Source organism: Mesoterricola sediminis (assembly GCF_030295425.1).
Lineage (GTDB): Bacteria > Acidobacteriota > Holophagae > Holophagales > Holophagaceae > Mesoterricola > Mesoterricola sediminis.
Map to the genome: position 1 here is coordinate 2,432,129 of NZ_AP027081.1, position 20,548 is coordinate 2,452,676.

The window sequence follows — 20,548 nt, forward strand, 5'->3', positions numbered from 1 at the left end:
GGGAACCTCGGGCCTGGACGAAAAAGCCCCGCGGCCGGAGCTGCGGGGCGGTATCTGGGGGAAGCGCTGATCCTTAGGAGACCGCCCGCGCGCCGATGGGCCGACCGGTGGTGGTCGTGATCAGCATGCCCATGCCCATGCCCTGCCGGCCCGTCCAGGACGGGGCGATGCGGGGGACGGCGGGCCGGGGGCTCATGGCTCCACCATCGCGGATTTCCCCCCCCCGGTCAACCCGCGGCCTCGCCTGGCGGCTCCCCATTGCGATTTCGAATGCCCCCATTCAGCCCGGGGTTGACAGGCGGCGCCCCGGGGGCGAAGCATGAAAACATCCACTTCCAGCAGCGCGGCCATGTCCCACATCGCCCTCAAGGATAGCTACCTCGCCCTTTCGGAGCGCCTGAACCGCTTCCCCCAGGGCGCCCCGCCGTCGGAGCTGCTCTTCCGGATCCTGGAGACGCTCTTCAGCCCCGAGGAGGCGGCCCTCGTGGCCCAGCTGCCCATCCGCCCCTTCTCGGCGGCCGCCGCGGCCCGGATCTGGAAGCGGCCCGTGGCGGAGGCCGAGGGCGTCCTGGAGGCCCTGGCCTCCCGCGGCATGCTCCTGGACATGGAATCGGAAGGGCGCCGGACCTTCGTGCTGCCGCCGCCCATGGCGGGCTTCTTCGAATTCTCCATGATGCGCGTCGGCAACGGCTACGACCAGAAGCTGCTGGCGGAGCTGTTCCACGCCTACCTCAACGAGGAGGAGGACTTCGTCCGCAACCTCTTCGCCGGCGGCGAGACCCAGCTGGGACGCGTGTTCGTCGACGAGGGCCCCCTGGCCCGGGAACCCGGCCTGGAGGTGCTGGACTACGAGCGCGCCTCGGAGGTGGTGAAGGGCGCCGCCCACATGGGCGTGGGCACCTGCTACTGCCGCCACAAGATGAGCCACCTCGGCAAGGCCTGCGACGCCCCCATGGACATCTGCATGACCTTCGGGGGCACGGCCCAGTCCCTGGTGAAGCACGGCATCGCCCGGCGCGTGGACGCGGCCGAAGGCCTCGACCTGCTCCAGCAGGCCCGGGAGCGGGGCCTGGTCCAGTTCGGCGAGAACGTGCGCAGCAAGGTCGCCTTCATCTGCAACTGCTGCGGCTGCTGCTGCGAGGCCCTCCTCGCCGCCAAGCGCTTCGCGTGGCTGCACCCGGTGGCCACCACGAACGTCATCCCCGAGGTGGACGGCGCGGCCTGCGACGGCTGCGGCAAGTGCGTCACCGCCTGCCCCGTGGAGGCCATGGGCCTCGTTTCCGCCGGAGACCCCCACCGCCGCGGCCGGCGCAAGGCCCGGCTGGACCCCGACCTCTGCCTGGGCTGCGGCGTCTGCGCCCGCGCCTGCGCCCGGGGCCGGATCCGCCTCCGTCCCCGCCCCGTCCGGGTCCTCACCCCCGCGACCACCGCCCACCGCGCCGTGGTGATGGCCATCGAGCGCGGCGGCCTCCAGCACCTCATCTTCGACAACCGCGCCCAGTGGAATCACCGCGCCATGGCCGCGATCCTCGGCGCCATCCTGGCCCTGCCCCCCGTGAAGCGCGCCCTGGCGAGCCGCCAGATGAAGTCCATCTACCTGGACCGCCTCCTGGCCTCCCATCCGCCGGCGCGCCGGGACTGACCGCCACGGCTGGCGCCCCTGCAGGTGGGGCCTAGGAGGCCATCCGGAGGGTCTCCGCCCAGCGCGCGAGTTCAGGAGCCCGGCCAAAGAAGCGTCCGTGTCCCGGACCCCGCGGCGCGGACGTCCGGGACCCGTTCGATCACGCGGAACGGCAAGGGGAGGACCCGGTGTCCGGATTCATGACTTACCCTGGTCAGCACGAAGGCTTGGAACAAGGGGGTTCCGGTGATTCGATCAACCGGCCCTAGACCTTGAACCCCGCGACCACGTGGCGCAGGCCTTCGGCCACGGAGGCGAGGTCGTCGGAGGTCTTGGTGATCTCGGAGACGGTTGCGCTCAGCTCCTGGGTGGCGGAGGCGTTCTGGGCCAGGCGATCGGTGGTCTGGCTCATGCGCTCGGCGACGTCCCGGCTGGTCTCGGCCTGGGACTGGCTGAGGGCGCCGATCTCCTGGATGCTGGCGGCGATGGTGTCGATGCGGGCGCGGATGGCCTCCAGGTTCTGGAGGGTGGTGCGCACGCCCTGTTCCCCGCCGGCCACGGCCTCCTGGGACCGCTCGTTGAGGTGGGCGATCTCCTGGGCCGCGCTGCGGGACCGCTCGGCGAGCTTGCGGACCTCCTCGGCCACCACCGCGAAACCCTTGCCCAGGTTGCCGGCCTTGGCGGCCTCGATGGCGGCGTTGAGGGAGAGCAGGTTGGTCTGGCGCGCGATCTCCTGGATCACCTGGACGGCCCGCAGGACCTGCCCGGCGGCGTCGCGGATCTCCTCCATGCCCCGGGACGCGGCCTGGCCGGCCTCGGCGCCGCGGGAGGTGTCGTCCACCGCCTCCCGGCTCTGGCCGGCGGTGGCCTGGGTCCGCTGCCGCATGGCCTCGACGTTGCCGTTCAGCTCCTCCATGGCCCGGGAGACCTGGAGGCCCGCGTCCCGCAGGCCCTCGCTGACCCGGGCGATGTCGTGGACGGCCCGGGCCATTTCCTGGGACGTGGCGGCCAGTTCGGCGCTGCCGGAGGCCACCCGGTCGGAGAAGGCGGCGATGTCCGTCACCGTGTCGCGCATCTTGTGGTTGTATGCGTTGAACGCCTCGGCGGCCTCGCCGATCTCGTCCCGGCTCTCCACGGCGATGGCCTTGGAGAGGTCGCTGTCCCGCAGGCCCTGCACGAGCTGCCGGATGGGGCGGACCATGGCCTGGGCCCGCCGCTGGCTGAACCACGCCGCGAGGGCCGCGACCAGCAGCGTCGCGCCCAGGACCACATAGGAGATGCGCCACATGAGCACGTCGATGTCGTCGAGGTAGACGCCCGCCCCGATGACCCAGTCCCACTCGCGCACGCGCTTGGCGTAGGCGGACTTGGGGAAGAGGCCCTCCTTGCCGATCTTGGCGAAGGGGTAGTCGTAGTAGGTCCCGGCCGGATCCTCGGAGCCCGCGCGCAGGGCGCGCACGATCGTGAGGGTCGCGGGGGGGAGCTGCTCGGGGGCCTTGTTCTCGAACTGGGGCGCCGAGGGGAGCACGAGGATCACGTGGCTGGGCCCGTGGATGAAGAGGTAGTTGCTGCCCTCGAACCGGGCCGCGCGGACCAGGTCCTTGGCGCGGCGCTGGGCCTCGTCCAGGGGGAGGCGGCCCTCCTGGGCCTCCCGGGCGAGGGCGGTCACCTGGGACTGGACGGTCTCCACCACGTTGCGGAGGCCCTCCTTCTTGGCGCGGAGGAGGTCCGTGCGCACCTTGGGCAGGATGAAGCCCGCGACGACGAGCACGAACAGCACGACGGGGATCATGGCGGTGGTGAAGACCTTCCCCGCCAGGGAACGGAGGTAGGAACGGCTTGCTTCCATGGCCATGGCGCTCTCCTGTCGGGGTTGGACCGGAGTTTACACGCTTGTGACCTGTTTCCAGCGGAAAAAGGGCGCCTAGGGGGATCAGGCCCGGCGATGCCGCCGAACCCGCCGTTTGACCACCGGTTCCGGCCCCTCGACCCAACGGCGGATGCGGTCGGCGTCGTCGAACCGGGAATGGGGGCCGTTGGCGTCCAGGAGGACGATGAGGAGCGGGCGGTGCCCGACCTGGGCCTGCATCACGAGGCACTGGCCCGATTCCTCGATGAAGCCGGTCTTGGAGAGCCCGATGCGCCAGCGGGAGCTCTGGAGGAGGGCGTTGGTGTTGTGGAAGCGGATGGGGCCCCGGCGGCCGGCCACCTCGGCCTGCTCCCGGGTGCTGCAGGCCCGGATGACGGGGTAGTGGGCCGCGGCGTCGACGATGCGGGCCATCTCCTTGGCGGAGGCCACGTTGCCCGAGGACAGGCCGGCGGGGTCGATGAACCGGGCGCTGCCCAGGCCCAGGGCCCGGGCCTTGGCGTTCATGGCCGCCACGAAGACGCCCATGCCGCCCGGGAAGGTGCGGCCGAGGGCGTGGGCCGCCCGGTTTTCGCTGGCCATGAGGGCCAGGGTGAGGGCCTCCTGGCGGGTGAGGGGGGTGCCCACGGGGAGCCGGCTCCGGCTGTGCCGGAGGGTGTCCTTGTCCTCCTCCAGGATGGTGAGGGGGGCCTGCAGGTCCACCTTGGCGTCCAGGAGGACCATGGCCGTGACCAGCTTGGTCAAGGAGGCCACGGGGACCACGTCGTCGGCGCGCTTGGCCAGGAGGGCCTCGCCGGTCCGCTGGTCCTGCACGATCACCGAGGCCGCCCGCAACCGGGGGCCCGGGGCCGCCTGGACCAGGGTCAGGCCGGTCAGGGCCAGCGCGGCGACCAGCCGCGAGAAATGCATGGAAAAGCTGCGAATATGGAGCATTGACCTTCCGGGCGGGGGGAGACGACTTGTTAAAACTGTGCCACGAACCCGGACAAACACAAACCTCCGGATGCGGTTCTCCAGGCAACCGACCCCGCGACCTCCCGACCCGTTGAGGCGGTCGGGTCGTCGGCGTCCGGTTGGCAGCGCGGTTCAAATCCCGGATACTGGCGCATCCCCTTTCCTGGAACCCGCGCCATGGCCCTCCGCCCTGTCTCCCGTCTGACCAACGTCCTCCTCTGGGCCCTGGCCGCCCTCGTCATGCTCAGCGCCATCGTGTACCAGCGGCGGACCGGCCCCACCCACCCCAAGCGGGGCACCTTCACCGTGGGCGGGGCCACCCTGCCCTATCGCTTGCTGCGGAGCGGCGACAGTTTCCAGGACGCGCGCATTGCCGTGCCGGACCCGGGCGGACGCACCGCCGGCACGCTGCTCTACCGGCGGTTCAAGACGGCCGATCCCTTCACGACCCTGCCCCTCCGGGCGGAGACCCGGGACGGCCGCCGGGAGCTGGCCGCGTACCTGCCTGCCCAGCCCGCCGCCGGCAAGCTGGAGTACCTGATCCGCCTCGAGGGGCCCACGGGCACCCTGGGCCTGCCCACGGACGGCGAGGCCGTCGTCATCCGCTTCAAGGACCGGGTGCCCACCCCCCTGCTCATCGCCCATGTGGCTCTCATGTTCGTGGGGGTGCTCATCGGGGTCCGCGCGGGCCTGGCCGCCCTCCACGGCTGCGCCGACATGGCCGCCCACGCCTGGGCCACCCTCCTGTGCCTGACCGCCGGCGGCCTGGTCCTGGGCCCCTTCGTCCAGAAGTACGCCTTCGGCGCCTTCTGGACGGGCTTCCCCTTCGGCGGGGACCTCACCGACAACAAGACGCTCCTCATGTGGGGCGCCTGGGTCCTGGCCTGCGCCGTCCTGCGCCTGGGCCGGGCGGGCCTTGCGCGCATGGCCGTGACCCTGGCCTTCCTGGGCATGCTCGTGGTGTACGTCATCCCCCACAGCGCCCGGGGCAGCGAGCTGGACTACGCCAAGCTCGATCAGGGGGTGGCGGCCGCCGAGGCCATCCGCACCGGCCGGTAGGGCTCCGTACAGGCCAGGTCCCCGCGGGCGCCGCGGGGACCTGGGAGCCGGGTTCAGAAGGAGGCGACGCCGGTGGGGGCCCCGATGCCGGTGGCCCAGTCGTAGCCCGCGGCGGCGGCGAAGCCGTTGCTGCCGGACAGGATGTCCCGGTAGGGATCCGTCGTGGAGGTGAACTGGCTGTAGAGGTGGGCCAGGAAGGCGGAAGTGCTGGTCCACTTGGTGGCGCCGTTGCTCTCCGCCGCGTTCAGCATGCCCGCCATGCAGGGGGAGCTGACGCTGGTGCCGCCGAAGACCATCCAGCCGGAGTAGCCCTGGTAGCTGGTGCTGTCATAGACGGCCACGCCGGTGGCGGGGTCGGCGTCCGAACTGATGTCGGGGGTGGTGCGCCGGGCGCCCACGCCCTTGATCCCGGTCTGGAAGGCGGGCAGGGGCACGTAGGCGCTGACGCCGCCGCCGCCGCTGGACCAGGCGGACTCGGTGGTGATCGTATAGCCGCCCGCGTCGGTGGCGACGCTGGTGCCGCCCACGGACACGACGTAGGCGGACGCGGAGGGGTAGATGACCTGGGCGCCCGTGTCGCCGGCCGATGCGAAGAAGATCACGGACTTGTTCGTGAAGTGGCTGTCATTGGCCGTTTCGCCGGAGGTCTCGCTCCCCCCCCAGCTCATGGACACCTGGTCGCCGGGGGCGGCCAGGCTCACGGCCTTGTCCACCGCCGCGTACATGTCCGAGAAACTGGCGGAGGCCGCCTCCACGAGGACGATCTTGGCGCCGGGGGCCATGGCGTGGGCCCACTCGATGTCCAGGGCGGCCTCCTGGGCCCAGCCGCCGTTGGCCCGGGGCTTCTTGCCGGCGGCGTAGACCACCTGGAACACCTTGTTGGCGCTGGCGGTGGCGGAGGTGCTGGTCTCGGCGGGGAGGCCGAAGTAGTTGGAGAAGACGTTGAAGTCGGCCAGGGCCGTGGGGTAGTCGTAGGCGTCGACGATGAAGATCGTGCCGGAACCGGCGGGGAGCCCCGTCCCCTTGGTGGCGGGCACGCCGTAGAAGGTCCGCAGCTGGGCCGGCGTCATGCCGCCCTTGGGCCCCAGGCCCGCGGAGGGCTCGATGAGGATGCGGTGGTTGGTGTGGACGCGCTGGCCGGCGTCCCCCGCCTGTTCGAGGCTCGTGCCCGGGATGTACACCTTGCCCACATGCTTGCCTTCCTCCTGGGCCTGCAGGAAGCAGCCAGCGAGGCCGAGGGTGAGGAGGGTGTAGGTCAGCTTTGACGTCCGCATGGGCGCCTCCAGGCAGGGGTGGGGGGGAATGCCCGAACCCCCCGCGTCCGGGGGGGCGCGAGGGGTTCTCAGGGGGCATGGGAATGAACGACGCGTATGATTTCGCACCTGGTCGCCCGGGCGTCAAGACAAAATTGAGACCCAGTCGCTGTAAAAACTCCTTTATCTTCCTCCGGGGGACCGGACCGGCCCGGGGCATGCGCCCGCCAGGCCCTGTGGCATCCTGGTTCCACCCCTCCAGGAGCGATCATGGTCCCCCGCCGCACCCGAGCCATTGAAACCCAGGGCCTCGTGGACTCCGACCGCCTCCGGGACGCCGTGGAAGCGATCCGAGAAGCAGGCGCCGAGGGCCTCACCCGGGACCGACTCCGGCAGCAGCTGGGGGTGCGCAGCGTCCGCACCGTGGACCGGGCCATCGGCCTCCTGGAGGCCCAGGGGGCCCGGCTGGACCGGATCCGCCGCGGCACGCCGCCGATCATCCATTTCGTCCTCCGCAAGGGCCCCACCTGGGACGAGCACGTGTCCAGCGAGGCCCGTCTGGCCCTGCGCATCGCCGGCCTCTCCCTCACCCAGACCGGCACCCACCTGTGGCAGGACAAGCTGGACGCCCTCGAGCACCTGGCCAGCCAACGCATGTCCAACCGGGACCGGCGCCTCTTCGAGCACCTCAAGCGGGCGGTGCGGGTGCAGGGGGCGGTGGACGACCCCATCGAGACCCCCAACCTGCTGGAGCCCATCCTCACCGCCCTGGACGGCGCCAAGGAGATGCAGATCGAGTACCAGGCCGCGGGCGCGGGGACCCCGACGCCCTACCAGGTGGTGCCCTACGCCCTCACCCACGACCTCTTTTCCGGCGGCACCTTCCTCCTCGTGTGGGAACCCCGCCGGCGCCTGCCCCTCCACCTCCGCCTGAACCGGATCTGCGCCGCCAAGCCCACCTCCCGGGCGGGGACCTACCCCGCCGACCTCATGGCCCAGGCCGCCGACTACCAGATCGGCGGCTGGACCAGCGCCAATCCCCCCTTCCAGGTGGAGGCGGTGATCCGGGGGGCCAACTGGGTGCAGGCCTTCAAGGAGGCGCCCCCCGCCCTGCCCCGGTTCGAGGCCCGGCCCGGCCCCGCGGAGGACGCGGTCCTGGTGCGCTTCTGGGCCACCCATCCCAAGGGCGTGCTCCGGTGGCTCCTCCAGTTCGGCGCCATGGCGGAGGTGCTCCACCCGGTGGAGATCCGCGAGGCGGTGGCCGGCCAGCTCCGGGAGGCCCTCGCCCGGTACGACGCCGTGTGATCTGGGCCTCAAACCGGCCGGGGCCCCTTCCCAGGGGGCGCGGGTTCCCCCACCATCGAACGAGGGCCGCCAACCTGCCCGCCGGAGCACCTGTGAGACCTGACACCACCCCCGAACTGGTCACCGAAGCCGTCGCCGAACTCATCGCGCTGGGCGCCGCCATCGCCTCCAACAACCAGGAGGCCTTCCAGCGCCACAACTTCCGCCTCCACCGGCTGGGGGTGGCCCGGGAGGACCGCATCCAGGCCGTGAACATCGCCCTGCAGGTGAAGATGGCGCCCCACCGGAACCTGGTGGAAATGGCCGAAGCCTACCTGATGGGCGGCGAGGAGCCCACCGAAGGCGGCTGCGGGGGCGGCTGCGGCTGTTCCGGCGAGGAGGAGGGCTGCTGCGACGAAGGCGGGTGCGGCGAGGGCGGCTGCGGCTGCGGCGCCTGATCCCGCCCCTTGAGCCGGCCCCGCTGACCGGCCACAATGCCGGCGGGGAGGCCGCGATGACGATGATCCTGACGGAGATCCGGGTGGGGGGGGTGCAGGCGCGGGTGGACGCCCAGGGCCGGACCTGGCGCAGCGCCATCGCCAAGGTCCCCGCCCCGGGCCCCGTGCGCCTCGGCGCCCTGGGCCTGGCGGGGGACGCGGTGGGCAACCGCACGGTGCACGGCGGCCCGGACCAGGCCGTCCTCGCCTATGCCGCCGCCCACTACGCCCGCTGGCAGGCCGAGGGCGTGGCCGTCGAGCCCGGCGCCTTCGGGGAGAACTTCCTGCTGGACGGGTTGGAGGACGAGGAGGCCTGCATCGGGGACCTTTTCGCGGTGGGGCAGGCGCGGGTGCAGGTGAGCCATCCCCGGCAGCCCTGCGCGACCCTGGCCCGGCACCTGGACCGGCCCGACATCGTGGAGCGGGTCTGGACCCTGCGGCGCGGCGGCTGGTACCTGCGGGTGCTCCAGGAGGGCCTCGTGGAGGCGGGCCAGCCCCTGCGCCTCCTGGCCCGCCCCAATCCCGGCGCCACCGTCGCCCGGGTGCTCTCCGCCCAGCGCAATGCCGCCAGCGACCCCGCCGAGGCCCTCGCCCTGGCCGGCCTGGAAGGCCTCTCCGCCCCCTGGGCCGAACGGCTCGCCCATCCCCGGTAGACGCCTGCGCCGCCGGGAGCCCTGCGTGGGATGAGCCGCTGGGTGCCTCCGCACCCCGAGTCAAGCCCGTTCAGGCAGCGCGAACCACCGGAACCACCTTGTTCCGATCCTTCGTGCTGGCAAGGGTAAGAAGTGGTAACAAAGCCCCTTGTACATCAAGGAATGCGTGCACAGTGTACTTGGATGGCCCGTGAAATCTTGCCCTCTGAACTCTGGAAACGCATCGCTCCGCTGCTGCCTCCGCCCGCGCCGAAGCCGAAGGAGATGGGCTGCGGCAGTGGCATGACATGCTGGCGCCGTCTCCAGGCGTGGCATGACCTCGGCGTGTGGGACGACCTCCTTCGAATCCTGCTCGAGGAGTTGAACGACGCAGGCCGGATCGATTGGGAGCGCGGCGCCCTGGATGCTTCAAGCATCAGGGCAAAAAGGGGGGCCAAACGATCGGCCCGAACCCCACGGATCGAGGGAAGAACGGGACCAGGCACCACCTGATCACCGATGCCAATGGAATCCCGATGGCGGTGCTGGTGGGGCCTGCGAACCAGCATGACTCGGTTCCATTCGAGAAGCTGATCGATGCCGCGCCAGGGCTTCGCCATGGTCGTGGGCGCCCCCGGCGGCGTTTCAGGAAACTGCACGCCGACAAGGCCTATGACTTCCGCCGCTGCCGGATGGCCTGCAGAGTCAGGGGCATGCTCTCCCGCATTGCGCGGCGCGGGGTGGAAACCGCAGAGAAGCTTGGCAAGCATCGTTGGGTAGTCGAGCGGACCTTCGCATGGTTCAAGCCCTTCAGGCGCCTCATGGTCCGCTACGAAAGGCGGGCCGAGATCCACCTGGCCTTCCTCAAGGTTGCAGCCAGCCGCATCTGCTTCTCTGCCCTGGGATGGTCGTGCGCTGGAAGTTGCCCCCAGCCCCATCCCCGTTGATCCCAGCCATCGGCGTTCATCCCTGTTACGCAGGGCCAGTGATTGCATGGGTAGGCGCGCCCATGACCCGCATGCGCCGACCCATCCGTGCCTCGGCCCTGCGTAACAGGGATGAACGCCGATGGCTGGGATGGAGGAGATGAAGCACGGTAATCACCGGCGGCAAACGTCGGTTTTGTTACCCTTCTAAGTAAAGAACCCCTCCGGCGGTGCGGGACCGGTTCCTGGAGGCCGGCGAGTGTTCCCGAAACCGAGGGTTACCGAGGCGGCTGAGGCCAGGCCCGTCCAAGGCTGGGGGCGCAGGGCACCCACAGGCGTGCATGCGGAAGGCCCGGAGCCCCCAGCCGAGCGATGCGCAGCATCGCGGCCCGCGGCAGCGGGCCAGGGCCTGGGCGGCATGGGGCGGCGCGGTGGATCGCGAAGCTGGCTCAGCGAAACTCGGCCTCTCGGCGCACCCGGCGTACGGGTTCTGTACTTACCCTTGCCGTTACGAAGGAACGGGACACGATCGTTCCGGTGATTCGATCGACCTGCCCTAGGCGACCACGTCCTGGAGCACCTGGCGGATCTGGCCGAGGGTGAAGGGCTTGGGGATGACGCTGGCCTTGGGGTCGCGGGCGATGGCCTCCTCCACGGTGGCGTCGACGTTGCCGGTGGCGAGGAGGACGGGGAGGCCGGGCTTGAGGGCCCGGAGGCGGGCCAGGGTCTCCACGCCGCCCATGTCGGGCATCGTCACGTCCAGGATCACCACGTCGGGATCGGGGCCGGCCTCGAGGCGGGCCAGGGCCTTGGCCCCGCGGTCCGCGGTCTCCACGGCGTGGCCGAGCACCTCCAGCAGGCTGGGGACGGAGGCAAGGATGAGTTCATCGTCGTCCACGAGGAGGATGTTCATGGGGGCTCCGAGGCCAGGGGGGTTCGCGCCGGCGCATCGTCGGCCCGTGGGGGGCCATTATCCCAGAAATCCCCGCGGCTGGTTATCCTGGAGGACCGCTTCCGCGGAACCTTCACCGGAGTCACCCTGATGCGCCGATCCCCCGTTCTTTTCGCGGCTTCCGCCGCCCTCCTTTTCGCCGCCGTCGCCTGCGACCGCTCCAAGCCCGCGCCTCCGGTCCAGGCCCCCGCCGGCCCCGGCGCCCTCACCGGCACCGTCCAGGAGGTCATTCCCGCGGCGCCTTACACCTACCTGCGCCTCAAGGCCCCCCAGGGCGACGTCTGGGCCGCCATCCCGGCCGCGGACGTGAAGCCCGGCCAGACGGTGACCCTCCAGGTCCAGATGCGCATGGACCGCTTCGAGTCCCCCAGCCTCAAGCGCACCTTCGAGAACCTGCACATGGGCACCCTGGCCGGCGCGGGCGGCGAAGGCGGGGGCATGGCCGCCCCGGCCCCGGCTCCGGCCCCCGCGGGTCCCGACGAGAAGGTGGCCAAGGCCTCCGGCGCCGACGCGCGCACCGTGGCCGAGATCGTCCAGGGCAAGGCCGGCCTCAAGGAGAAGACCGTCACCGTCCGCGGCAAGGTGGTCAAGTACAACGAGGGCATCATGGGCCGCAACTGGCTCCACCTGCGCGACGGCAGCGGCTCCGCCGCGGCCAAGGACAACGACATCACCGTGACCACCCAGGACACCTGCAAGGTCGGCGACCTCGTCACCGCCAAGGGCGTGGTGCGCCTCGCCAAGGACTTCGGCGCGGGCTACACCTATGAGGTGATCATCGAAGAAGCCAAGCTGACCAAGTAGTCCGCCGGGGGGGGAGGCCCCGGCAGGGACCTCCCCCCCGGCTTCGGTCCCGGAATTTTCCGAGGCCCGCAATGCCAGCTTGGCAGGAGGACCCCTTGGCGTCATGCTGGGGGCCCCCAGGTGATGCCATGCCCCCCCGCTCCATGGTGTGCATCCTCAGCCTCCTGCTCGGCACCGGCTGTTCCCTCCGGAAGGCCGCCCTGGACCGCGTCGGGGACGCGCTGGCCCAGGGGGGCGGCACCTTCGCGTCGGATCCGGATCCGGACCTCGTCCGGGACGCCACCCCCTTCGCCCTCAAGACCGTGGAGTCCCTCCTGGACGCCCGGCCCCGGCACCCGGGCCTGCTGCTGGCGGCGGCCTCGGGCTTCGCCCAGTACGCCCGCGCCTTCGTCCAGGACGAGGCGGACTACGCGGAGGCGGGGGATCCGGCCCGGGCGGCCCACCTGCGCCGGCGGGCCAAGGCTCTCCACCTGCGCGCCCGGGCCTACGGCCTGCGCGGCCTGGACGTGGCCCTGCCCGGGTTTTCCGCCGGCCTGGCCACGGATCCGGACCGGACCCTGGCCCGGGCCGCGCGGGCCCAGGTACCGCTGCTCTACTGGACCGCCGCCGCCTGGGCCTCGGCCTTCAGCCTGGATGTGTCGGACGCGGCCCTCGCCAGCGACCAGGCGCGCATCGAGGGGCTCCTGGACCGGGCCCTGGCCCTGGACCCCACCTGGAACGGGGGCGCCCTCCACGCCTTCCGGGGCGCCTGGGAGGCCGCGCACCTGCAGGCCGGCGGTTCGGCGGCAAACGCCCGGCGTTCCTTCCAGGAGGCGCTCCGCCTTTCCGGCGGCCTCGACGCCGCCACCCACGTGGCCCTGGCCGAATCCCTCGACCTGGAGGCCCAGGACCGGCGCGCCTTCGAAGGCCACCTGCGGGAGGCCCTGGCCGTGGACCCGGACCGGGACCCCGCCCGCCGCGTGGCGATCCTCGTGGCCCAGAAACGGGCCCGCTGGCTCTTGACCCGGATGAACGACCTCTTCCTCGACGCCCCGGAGACGCCCCCATGATCCGATCCGCCCTCGGGTTCCTCTGCCTCGCCCTGGCCCTGGGCGCCCAGCCCGTGCCCCTCAAGATCGCGACCCTCGTGCCCCAGAACTCCAGCTGGTTCCGCATCCTCAAGGAGATGGGGGACACCTGGGAGCGGGCCTCCGGGGGCCGGGTGAAGGTCACCTTCTACCCTGGCGGCCGCATGGGGGACGACGGCGACGTGATCCGGAAGATGCGCCTGGGGCAGCTCCAGGGCGCCGTCCTGGCCTCCCCCGGCCTGGCGGAGATCGACCGCTCCGTCTACGCCCTCAGCATCCCCCTGGCCTTCGACGGCCCCGGCGAGGTCTACGGCGTCCTGGACCGCATGCGGCCCGGCCTGGAGCGGGCCTTCGCGGCCAAGGGCTTCGTCATCCTCAACTGGGCCGACGGCGGCTGGGTGCGGTTCTTCTCCCGCCACCCGGTGGCCTCGCCCCAGGACCTGAGGCGCCAGAAGCTCTTCCAGTGGCAGGGCGACGCCCACACCCTGGAGATCTGGAAATCGGCGGGCTTCAACGCGGTGCCGGCGCCGGCCCCCGAGCTGACCACGGGGCTCCAGACAGGGCTCCTGGACGCCTTCCTCACGTCGCCCCAGGTGGTGCTCCTCATGCGGTACCACGAGAAGGCGCCCCACATGACGGACCTCCGCTGGGCCATGATTCTGGCCGCCACCGTGGTGCGCCGGGAGGCCTGGGACCGCATCCCCGCCGACGTCCGGCCCGCCCTCCTCAAGGCCGCGCAGGAGGCCGCGGAGCGCCTGCGGCGCGACATGGCCGCCAGCGAGGCCTCGGACCTGGAGGCCCTGAAGCGGGCCGGGCTCAAGGTGGTCCCCGTGGACGCCGCCGCCCGCGGGCAGTGGGAGGCCATGCTCCGGGGGGCCCACGACCGGATCCGGGGCGACTACGTGCCGGCCCCGGCCTACGACGAGGCCCTCGCGGCCCGGGACGCCCTCCGGAAGGAACGGCGCCGGTGAGCGGTCTCCCGGACCTCTTCCGCCGGGCGGTGGGGACGGTGCTCGTCGCCAGCTTCGCCCTCCTGATGGGGCTGCCCCTCGCGGACGCCCTGGGACGGGCCGGGGGCTTCCACCTGCCCGGCAGCGCGGAACTCGTCCAGGTCCTCACCCTCTGGCTCACCTTCGCGGGTGGCCTCGCCGCCGCGGCCGCCCGGCAACACCTCACCCTGTCCACCGCCGCCTGGATCGGGGACGGTCTGCCGGGACGGGCCGCCCGCTGGTTGGCCTCGGCCCTCTCCGCGGGCGTGGCGGCCGTGCTGGCCTGGGCCGCCTGGCAGGTGGTCCAGGCCAACCGGGCCGAGGGCCGCATCCTGGAGATCGGCCTCCCCGCCTGGACCCTGGACCTGATGATGCCCCTGGCCCTGGCGGCCATGGCCTTGGTCTTCGCCTGGCACGCCGCCCGTGGCTGGCGGGGGCGTCTGGCGGGGCTCCTGGCCATCCCCCTGGCCTTCGCCCCAGCCCTAATGACCTCCGGCCAGGCTGCGGTGGCGTACGTCCTCGCCGGCCTCGCCGCCCTCTCCCTGCTGGCGGGCACCCCGATCTTCGTGGCCATGGCGGGGGTCGCCCTCGCCCTCTTCTTCGCCCAGGGCGCCCCGGTGGCCGCCGTCCCCGCGGAGGTGTACCGGCTCGTGGCCTCCCCCACCCTGCCGGCCATCCCGCTCCTGGCGGGCGCGGGCTACGTGCTGGCGGAGAGCGGCGCCTCGGCGCGCCTGGTCCGGTGCTTCCGGGCCTGGGTGGGCTTCCTGCCGGGGGGCATGGCGGTCATGGCCGCCGCCGTCTGCGCGGTCTTCACCACCTTCACCGGGGGCTCGGGCGTGACCATCGTCGCCCTGGGCGGGCTCCTCTACCCCATGCTCCGGGAGGACGGCTACGGGGAGGGCTTCTCCCTGGGGCTGGTGACCGCCTCCGGCTCCCTGGGCCTGCTCCTGCCCCCGAGCCTGCCGGTCATCCTCTACGCCCTCGTGGCCAGCGGCCGGGACCAGGCGGTGTCGGCGGACCGGCTCTTCCTGGCCGGCCTCGCGCCGGGGCTCCTCCTCCTCGCCCTCACCGCCGCGTACGGCATCCTGGCGGGCCGGCGGATCCGGCCCCCCACCCCCTTCCACCTCCGGGAGGCCCTGGCCGCCACCTGGGCGGCCAAATGGGAGCTCCTGCTGCCGGTCCTGATCCTGGGCCTCTTCACAAGCGGCCGCACCACCATGCTCGAGACGGCCGCCTGCGCCCTGGCCTATGCCATCGCCGCCGAGTGCTTCCTGGCCCGGGACATCCACCCCATCCGGCAGCTGCCCGGGGTCCTCCTCAAGGCCTCCGCCCTCATGGGCGCCGTCCTGATGCTCCTGAGCGTGGCCATGGGCCTCACCGCCTGGCTCGTGGACGCCCAGGTCCCCGACGCCCTCCTGGCCTGGACCCAGGCCCACGTGCACTCCCGCCTGCTCTTCCTCCTGGCCCTCAATGTCCTCCTCCTGGTCCTGGGCAGCGTCCTGGAGATCTACAGCGCCATCGTCGTCCTCGCCCCCATCGTGGCGCCCCTGGGGGCCACCTTCGGCATCCACCCCGTCCACCTGGGGGTGATCTTCCTGGCCAACCTGGAACTGGGCTTCCTGCTGCCTCCGGCGGGCCTGAACCTCTTCCTGGCCTCCAGCCGCTTCGGGACGCCCCTGCCCCGGCTCTACCGCCATGTCCTCCCCTTCCTGGTCATCCTCGGCGGAGGCCTCCTCCTGATCACCTACGCCCCGGCGCTGTCCCTGGCCCTCCCGCGCTGGCTGGGCAAAGGCTAGGGGCCTTCAATTGCGCGGCCAGGGTCCTAAGATGGACGGATGCGCGCCGTGCTCTTCGATCTGGATGGAACCCTCGTCGACTCCCGGGAGGACCTCGCCCTGGGCGTGAACCTCACCCGCCGGGACCTGGGCCTGCCGCCCCTGGACCCCGCCATTGTGGCGGGCTATGTGGGCGACGGGGTGCGGGCCCTCCTCACCCGGGCCCTGCCGGAGTGCCCGGAGCGCCTCGAGGAGGCCCTGGCCCTCAACCACGGCCACTACGCGGCGCACCTGCTGGACCGCACCCGCCTCTACCCCGGGGCGGCGGAGGCCCTCGCGGCCCTGGAGGCGGCGGGCTTCCGCCTGGGGGTGGTGACCAACAAGCCCCGCGCGTTCACCCTGCCCATCCTGGAGGGCCTGGGCGTCGCCGCGCGCTTCGGGGCCGTCGTGGCCGGCGGGGACGCCCCCGCCCTCAAGCCGGACCCCCGCCCCCTCGTCCAGGCCCTGGCGGCCCTGGACGCGGACCCCGCCCGGTCCTGGATGGTGGGCGACCACTGCACGGACCTGGAGGCCGGCCGGCGAGCCGGTCTCCGCCGGTGCCTTTGCCGGTTCGGTTTTGGGGATCCCCGCGCCGAGGCCTGGGATCTGGCCATCGAGCGCCTGGCGGAGCTGCCTGCCCGCCTCTCGGAGGCCTGAGGGCCAGGTTCCCCCTTGCGCGGCGGCCCGGAAGGATGACAAATTAACAAAATATTAATAAGATCCTTCCATGCAGCCCCCCGAAGGCCCCCGCGTCACGGATGAGGACGCCCTCCAGGCCGCCCACCAGGACGGAGTGGCCCTCCTGGCCCTGCTCCAGGGCATGGACGAGGGGTTCGCCCTGCAGGAGCTGGTCCTGGACGATCGGGGCGCGGCGGTGGACACCCGGTTCCTGGAGGTGAACCTGGCTTTCGAGCGCCTGACGGGCCTCCGCCGGGCCCAGGTGATGGGCCGTCTGGCCTCGGAGGTGGCCAGCGCCTCCCCCCTGTGGGGGGTCGTCCACGCCGCCGTGGGCCTGACCCGGGCCGCCACGGAAACGGAAGCCTACTGCCCGCGGGCGGGCCGGCCCTTCCGGATCCGGGCCCACAGCCCGGTCCCCGGCCAGATCGCCGTCTTTTTCCGGGATATCACCGAACCCCGGGCCGCCCAGGCCCGGCTCAGCGCCCAGGAGCGCATGCAGGGCACCATCAGCGGGCTCTTCCGAAGCGCCCTGGACGCCCCGACCGAAGCCGAGCTGGCCTCGACCTTCCTGGACGCGGCCTGCCGCTTGACCGGCAGCCCCGTGGGCTTCGTGGGGATCATCAACCCCCTGGGCAACCTCCAGGCCCTGGCGGTCATCCACGACCTCATGCCCACCGGGGCGCGGGCCCAGGCCGAGGTGCTGGCCCGCATGGCCGACATCCCCCTCACGGGCTTCTGGGCCGACGTGGTGCGGGAGCGGCGCAGCCTGCACCGGACGGCCCCGGACACCCTCCCCGGCCATCCCTTCCCCCTCGAACGCCAGCTGGGGACCCCCCTCGTCCAGGGCCACACCATCCTCGGGTTCATCGGGCTGGCCAACAAGCGGGACCCCTACGCCGACGAGGAGCTGGAGCGCATGGAGACCCTGGCCTCCATCTTCGTGTCGGCCCTCACCCACAAGCGCATGGAGCTCTCCCTCCACGACGCCAACGCCGACCTGGAATTCCGCCGCGTGGAGATGCAGGCGGCCATCGACGAGCTCGACGCCTTCTCCTACACCGTCTCCCACGACCTCCGGGCCCCGCTCCGCCACATCATCGGCTTCACGGAACTCCTCCGGAAGGAGATGCACGCGCCCCCGGAAAGCCGCGCCGCCCACTTCCTGGAGACCATCACGGCCTCCGGGCGGCACATGGGCAGCCTCATCGACGCCCTCCTCGTCTTCAGCCAGTCGGGGCGGGTGCCCATCCAGAAGCAGCGCGTGGACCTGGCCCTGATGGTGCCCGAGGTGGTCCGCGCCCTCGAACTGGAGGCCGGGGACCGCAAGATCGCCTGGGACATCACCAACCTCCCCGTGGTCGAGGCCGACCCGGTGCTCATCCGCAGCGTCCTCGCCAACCTGGTGTCCAACGCCATCAAGTTCACCCGGGAGCGGCCGGATCCCGCGGTGCGCATCGGCTGCGAGAGCCGGGACCGGGAGACCATCCTCTTCGTCGCCGACAACGGCGCCGGGTTCAATCCCCGCAACGCCCAGCGGCTCTTCGGCGTGTTCCAGCGCCTCCACCCCGCCTCCCGCTTCGAGGGCACCGGCATCGGCCTCGCCAACGTGCGCCGGATCATCCTCCGCCACGGGGGGCGCGTGTGGGCCACCGGGGAGGAAGGGGCCGGCGCCACCTTCTACTTCACCCTCCCCTGCCGCCCGGAGGCCTGATGTCCGCCCGCGCCTCGCACCGGATGCTTCTCGCCGACGACGACCCCCGGGACGTGGAGCTGGTCCAGCTCGCCCTGGCCCAGGGCGGCCTCGCTGTCCGCGCCGACGTGGTCAAGGACGGCGAGGGGGTCCTCGCCTACCTGTACCGCCGGGGCCCCTGGCGTGAGCGGGAGGGCGGCGAGCCGGCCCTGCTCCTCCTGGACCTCAAGATGCCCGGCATGGACGGCGTCGACGTGATCCGGGCCCTCCGGGCCGACGCCGCCCAGCGATCCCTGCCGGTGGTCGTCTTCACGTCCTCGCACCACGAGAAGGACATCCTGGCCTGCCAGGAGGCCGGCGCCAACGCCTACGTGGTCAAGCCCGTGGACTTCCCCGACTTCGTGGAGACCGTCCAGACCCTCGCCCACTTCTGGCTCACCTCGAACCGGACCGTCTCCGCCCGTCAGCCCGGATAGGCCCCGCCGGGCTATCATGGGGGGTCTTCCGGACCGCCCATGAACCTCCGCCACCTGCTTCCCGTTTCCCTCTTCGTGCTGCTGGCCGCCTCCGTGGGCGTCGGCCTGCACCTCACCCAGGAGGCCGGGAGCGCGCCCAAACCCGCCCGGAAAGCGGCCCCCGCCGTCCGGGAGGAAGGCTCGGTCGACCAGCGGCCCGTGAAGACGGCGCGCCGGCTGACCCTGCTGGTGGCCACCCCCGAGGAGAAGCCCCTCGCCCACGACGCCCAGCGCATCGCCGACCACGAAGTGGACCTGGCCTTCGCGGACGCCCTTCGCCGGGCCGCGAACTTGCCCGTTCCCTCCACCCCGGAGATCCGGGACCTCCAGGGCCGCAAGGACACCCAGGAGGCCGCCGTCGCCGAAGGCCAGCGCGTCGTGGCCCGCCTCACCAAGGCCCTGGCCGGCGCCGGCCTGGACCAGCGGGACGACGTGGAGGACCAGCTGGACGTGGCCAAGGCCCAGCTCGAGCTGGACAAGGACGAGCTGGAGGCCACCGCGGACGCCCTGGAGAAGCTGGGCGCGGACCCCAGCGCCCGCATCCGCCGCCTGAAGGCCAGCTTTGCCGAAGTCGAAAAGGAACCCGCGGAAGAAGGCGCGGACGCGGGCGCCCGCTTCCAGCCGGGGAGCCTGCTCCACCACCTGAGCCGGTGGTCCGCCCTGCGGCGGAAGGCCGACCTGCTGGCCGCCGCCCGGGAGGAGGCCCTCGCCAAGGCCGAGGAGCTCTCGGCCCGTCAGAAGGACCTGGCCCAGACCGTGGCCCAGGAGCAGGAGGACCGGGAGTCCATCAAAGCCCAGGCCAAGGGCTTCGCCCGGGGCGCCAAGGAAGCCACCCTGGCGGCCGGCACCTCCCGGGAGACGGCCCGGGCGACCCTCCTCACCCTCAAGCACTTCACCGAGGACCAGCGCTCCCTGGCCGAGCTGGGCAAGCGCATCCAGGACCAGCGCCAGCTGGCGGACACGTACCGGGACTGGCGGACCCTCGTGGGCGACCAGGCGCGCGCCACCCTCCACCTCATCATCCGCCTGCTGGGCTGGATTCTGGCCGTGGTCGTGCTCGTTTGGTTCGCCGATCGGATTTTCGAGGCCGTGTTCTCGGCCATGGTGGCCGGGCGCAAGCGGGTGAGCCGGAACCTCAAGGTGGTGAAGTTCGGGGCCGTGGTGATCGGCCTCGTGGCCATCGCCTTCATCGTCCTGGGCACGCCCAGCCAGCTCACCACGCTCTTCGGCCTGGCCGGCGCCGGCCTCACCGTGGCCCTGAAGGACTTCATCATCAGCTTCTTCGGCTGGTTCATCCTGGTGGGCCCCAAGGGCATCCACGTGGGCGACTGGGTCGAGATCAAGGGCGTGGGCGGCGAGGTCATCGAGATCGGCCTCATGCGCACCCTGCTCCTGGAGACCGGCAACTGGAACGACGCGGGCCACCCCACGGGGCGCGTGGTGAGCTTCGTGAACAGCTTCGCCCTCGAGGGCCACTTCTTCAACTTCTCCTCCGCCGGCCAGTGGATGTGGGACGAGCTCAACGTCACCGCCCCCGCGGGCCGGGATCCCTATCCCTTCGTCGAGGCCATCCGCGCCCTCGTGGAGGCCCGCACCGCCCCCAACGCCGCCCTCGCCTTCAAGGAGTGGGAGCTCTCCCACCGGGGCGCCGCCTCCAACCGCCTGAAGCTGGAGCCGGGCATCAGCGTCGTCCCGGCCCCCGAGGGCGTCCAGGTGCGGGTCCGCTACATCACCCGCGCCCAGGAGCGCAACGAGCTCCGCCGGGAGCTGAACGAGGCCGTGGTGGCCCTGCTCCACGGCAAGCACGAGGCCTGAAGCCCCACGGCGGGCGGCCGGGTCAATGGTCACAGTTGCCCCCGGCGGGCTTGCCAGCCCTCCGCCTGGGCAGCACCTTGGTCCCCGTGGGCGGGGCTCCTGGACGGGGCCCGCCCGCGTCACGGAGCCTA

19 protein-coding genes are annotated in these 20,548 nt (G+C 72.1%); 14 read left to right on the forward strand and 5 right to left on the reverse strand.

Annotated features, from left to right (window positions below):
- Positions 1-73: 73 nt before the first annotated feature.
- A complete protein-coding gene (locus tag R2J75_RS10725; protein ID WP_279341794.1) occupies positions 74-196 on the reverse strand; it encodes a hypothetical protein in 123 nt (40 codons plus the stop codon).
- 123 nt (positions 197-319) lie between these two features.
- On the opposite strand from R2J75_RS10725, the gene R2J75_RS10730 reads away from it, so the two are divergent.
- Positions 320-1,642, forward strand: coding sequence for a 4Fe-4S dicluster domain-containing protein (locus tag R2J75_RS10730; protein ID WP_316410112.1), 1,323 nt, complete (start codon positions 320-322; stop codon positions 1,640-1,642).
- Between the two features lie 244 nt (positions 1,643-1,886).
- Here R2J75_RS10730 and R2J75_RS10735 read toward each other — a convergent pair whose 3' ends face one another.
- Together R2J75_RS10735 and R2J75_RS10740 are read right to left on the reverse strand one after the other, a co-directional pair.
- Positions 1,887-3,476 carry a methyl-accepting chemotaxis protein gene (locus R2J75_RS10735; RefSeq protein ID WP_243330523.1) on the reverse strand — a complete coding sequence of 530 codons (1,590 nt, stop codon included), beginning with the start codon at positions 3,474-3,476 and terminating at the stop codon, positions 1,887-1,889.
- A gap of 78 nt (positions 3,477-3,554) precedes the next feature.
- The gene (locus tag R2J75_RS10740; protein WP_243330525.1) at positions 3,555-4,397 is read right to left on the reverse strand and encodes a D-alanyl-D-alanine carboxypeptidase family protein; all 843 of its coding nucleotides are present in this window, start codon (positions 4,395-4,397) and stop codon (positions 3,555-3,557) included.
- A 222-nt stretch (positions 4,398-4,619) separates the two neighbouring features.
- Here R2J75_RS10740 and R2J75_RS10745 point away from each other — a divergent pair, with 222 nt between their 5' ends.
- Positions 4,620-5,501, forward strand: coding sequence for a hypothetical protein (locus R2J75_RS10745; RefSeq protein WP_316410113.1), 882 nt, complete (start codon positions 4,620-4,622; stop codon positions 5,499-5,501).
- A 53-nt stretch (positions 5,502-5,554) separates the two neighbouring features.
- On the opposite strand, the gene R2J75_RS10750 is transcribed toward R2J75_RS10745, so the two are convergent.
- On the reverse strand, positions 5,555-6,775 hold the full coding sequence (locus R2J75_RS10750; protein ID WP_243330530.1) for a S53 family peptidase: 1,221 nt from the start codon (positions 6,773-6,775) through the stop codon (positions 5,555-5,557).
- A 249-nt stretch (positions 6,776-7,024) separates the two neighbouring features.
- On the opposite strand from R2J75_RS10750, the gene R2J75_RS10755 reads away from it, so the two are divergent.
- The 4 genes from R2J75_RS10755 (at position 7,025) to R2J75_RS10770 (ending at position 10,114) form a co-directional block, all read left to right on the forward strand.
- Positions 7,025-8,059, forward strand: a complete 1,035-nt coding sequence (locus tag R2J75_RS10755) for a helix-turn-helix transcriptional regulator (protein WP_243330533.1) — start codon at positions 7,025-7,027, stop codon at positions 8,057-8,059.
- A 92-nt stretch (positions 8,060-8,151) separates the two neighbouring features.
- Positions 8,152-8,496 (forward strand): hypothetical protein, encoded by a 345-nt coding sequence (locus tag R2J75_RS10760; protein WP_243330544.1) that lies wholly within the window; start codon positions 8,152-8,154, stop codon positions 8,494-8,496.
- A gap of 56 nt (positions 8,497-8,552) precedes the next feature.
- Positions 8,553-9,188 carry an MOSC domain-containing protein gene (locus R2J75_RS10765; protein WP_316410114.1) on the forward strand — a complete coding sequence of 212 codons (636 nt, stop codon included), beginning with the start codon at positions 8,553-8,555 and terminating at the stop codon, positions 9,186-9,188.
- Between the two features lie 183 nt (positions 9,189-9,371).
- Positions 9,372-10,114 (forward strand): IS5 family transposase gene (locus tag R2J75_RS10770; protein ID WP_394365836.1). Its coding sequence is split into 2 segments (ribosomal slippage): positions 9,372-9,606 and positions 9,606-10,114, totalling 744 coding nucleotides; the frame shifts between segments, so codons are not numbered across the junction.
- A 535-nt stretch (positions 10,115-10,649) separates the two neighbouring features.
- Here R2J75_RS10770 and R2J75_RS10775 read toward each other — a convergent pair.
- Positions 10,650-11,006, reverse strand: coding sequence for a response regulator (locus R2J75_RS10775; protein ID WP_243330546.1), 357 nt, complete (start codon positions 11,004-11,006; stop codon positions 10,650-10,652).
- A 129-nt stretch (positions 11,007-11,135) separates the two neighbouring features.
- Here R2J75_RS10775 and R2J75_RS10780 point away from each other — a divergent pair, with 129 nt between their 5' ends.
- The 8 genes from R2J75_RS10780 to R2J75_RS10815 all read left to right on the forward strand — a co-directional run bounded on the left by R2J75_RS10780 (position 11,136) and on the right by R2J75_RS10815 (position 20,417).
- Positions 11,136-11,849, forward strand: coding sequence for an OB-fold nucleic acid binding domain-containing protein (locus tag R2J75_RS10780; protein WP_316410116.1), 714 nt, complete (start codon positions 11,136-11,138; stop codon positions 11,847-11,849).
- A gap of 128 nt (positions 11,850-11,977) precedes the next feature.
- Positions 11,978-12,898: a TRAP transporter TatT component family protein gene (locus R2J75_RS10785; protein WP_316410117.1), complete on the forward strand. Its 921-nt coding sequence runs from the start codon at positions 11,978-11,980 to the stop codon at positions 12,896-12,898.
- A complete protein-coding gene (locus tag R2J75_RS10790; RefSeq protein ID WP_316410118.1) occupies positions 12,895-13,887 on the forward strand; it encodes a TRAP transporter substrate-binding protein in 993 nt (330 codons plus the stop codon). The genes R2J75_RS10785 and R2J75_RS10790 overlap by 4 nt, the downstream gene beginning before the upstream one ends.
- Complete coding sequence (locus tag R2J75_RS10795) at positions 13,884-15,701, forward strand: TRAP transporter large permease subunit (RefSeq protein WP_243330568.1); 1,818 nt, start codon at positions 13,884-13,886, stop codon at positions 15,699-15,701. Before R2J75_RS10790 ends, R2J75_RS10795 begins: the two co-directional genes overlap by 4 nt.
- A 48-nt stretch (positions 15,702-15,749) precedes the next feature.
- On the forward strand, positions 15,750-16,376 hold the full coding sequence (locus R2J75_RS10800) for an HAD-IIIA family hydrolase (protein ID WP_316410119.1): 627 nt from the start codon (positions 15,750-15,752) through the stop codon (positions 16,374-16,376).
- Positions 16,377-16,446: 70 nt separating this feature from the next.
- Entirely contained in the window at positions 16,447-18,108 is a 1,662-nt protein-coding gene (locus R2J75_RS10805) for a sensor histidine kinase (protein WP_316410120.1), read from the forward strand.
- Positions 18,108-18,563 carry a response regulator gene (locus R2J75_RS10810; RefSeq protein ID WP_316410121.1) on the forward strand — a complete coding sequence of 152 codons (456 nt, stop codon included), beginning with the start codon at positions 18,108-18,110 and terminating at the stop codon, positions 18,561-18,563. The genes R2J75_RS10805 and R2J75_RS10810 overlap by 1 nt, the downstream gene beginning before the upstream one ends.
- A 39-nt stretch (positions 18,564-18,602) precedes the next feature.
- On the forward strand, positions 18,603-20,417 hold the full coding sequence (locus R2J75_RS10815; protein ID WP_316410122.1) for a mechanosensitive ion channel family protein: 1,815 nt from the start codon (positions 18,603-18,605) through the stop codon (positions 20,415-20,417).
- The last annotated feature ends 131 nt before the right edge of the window (positions 20,418-20,548 follow it).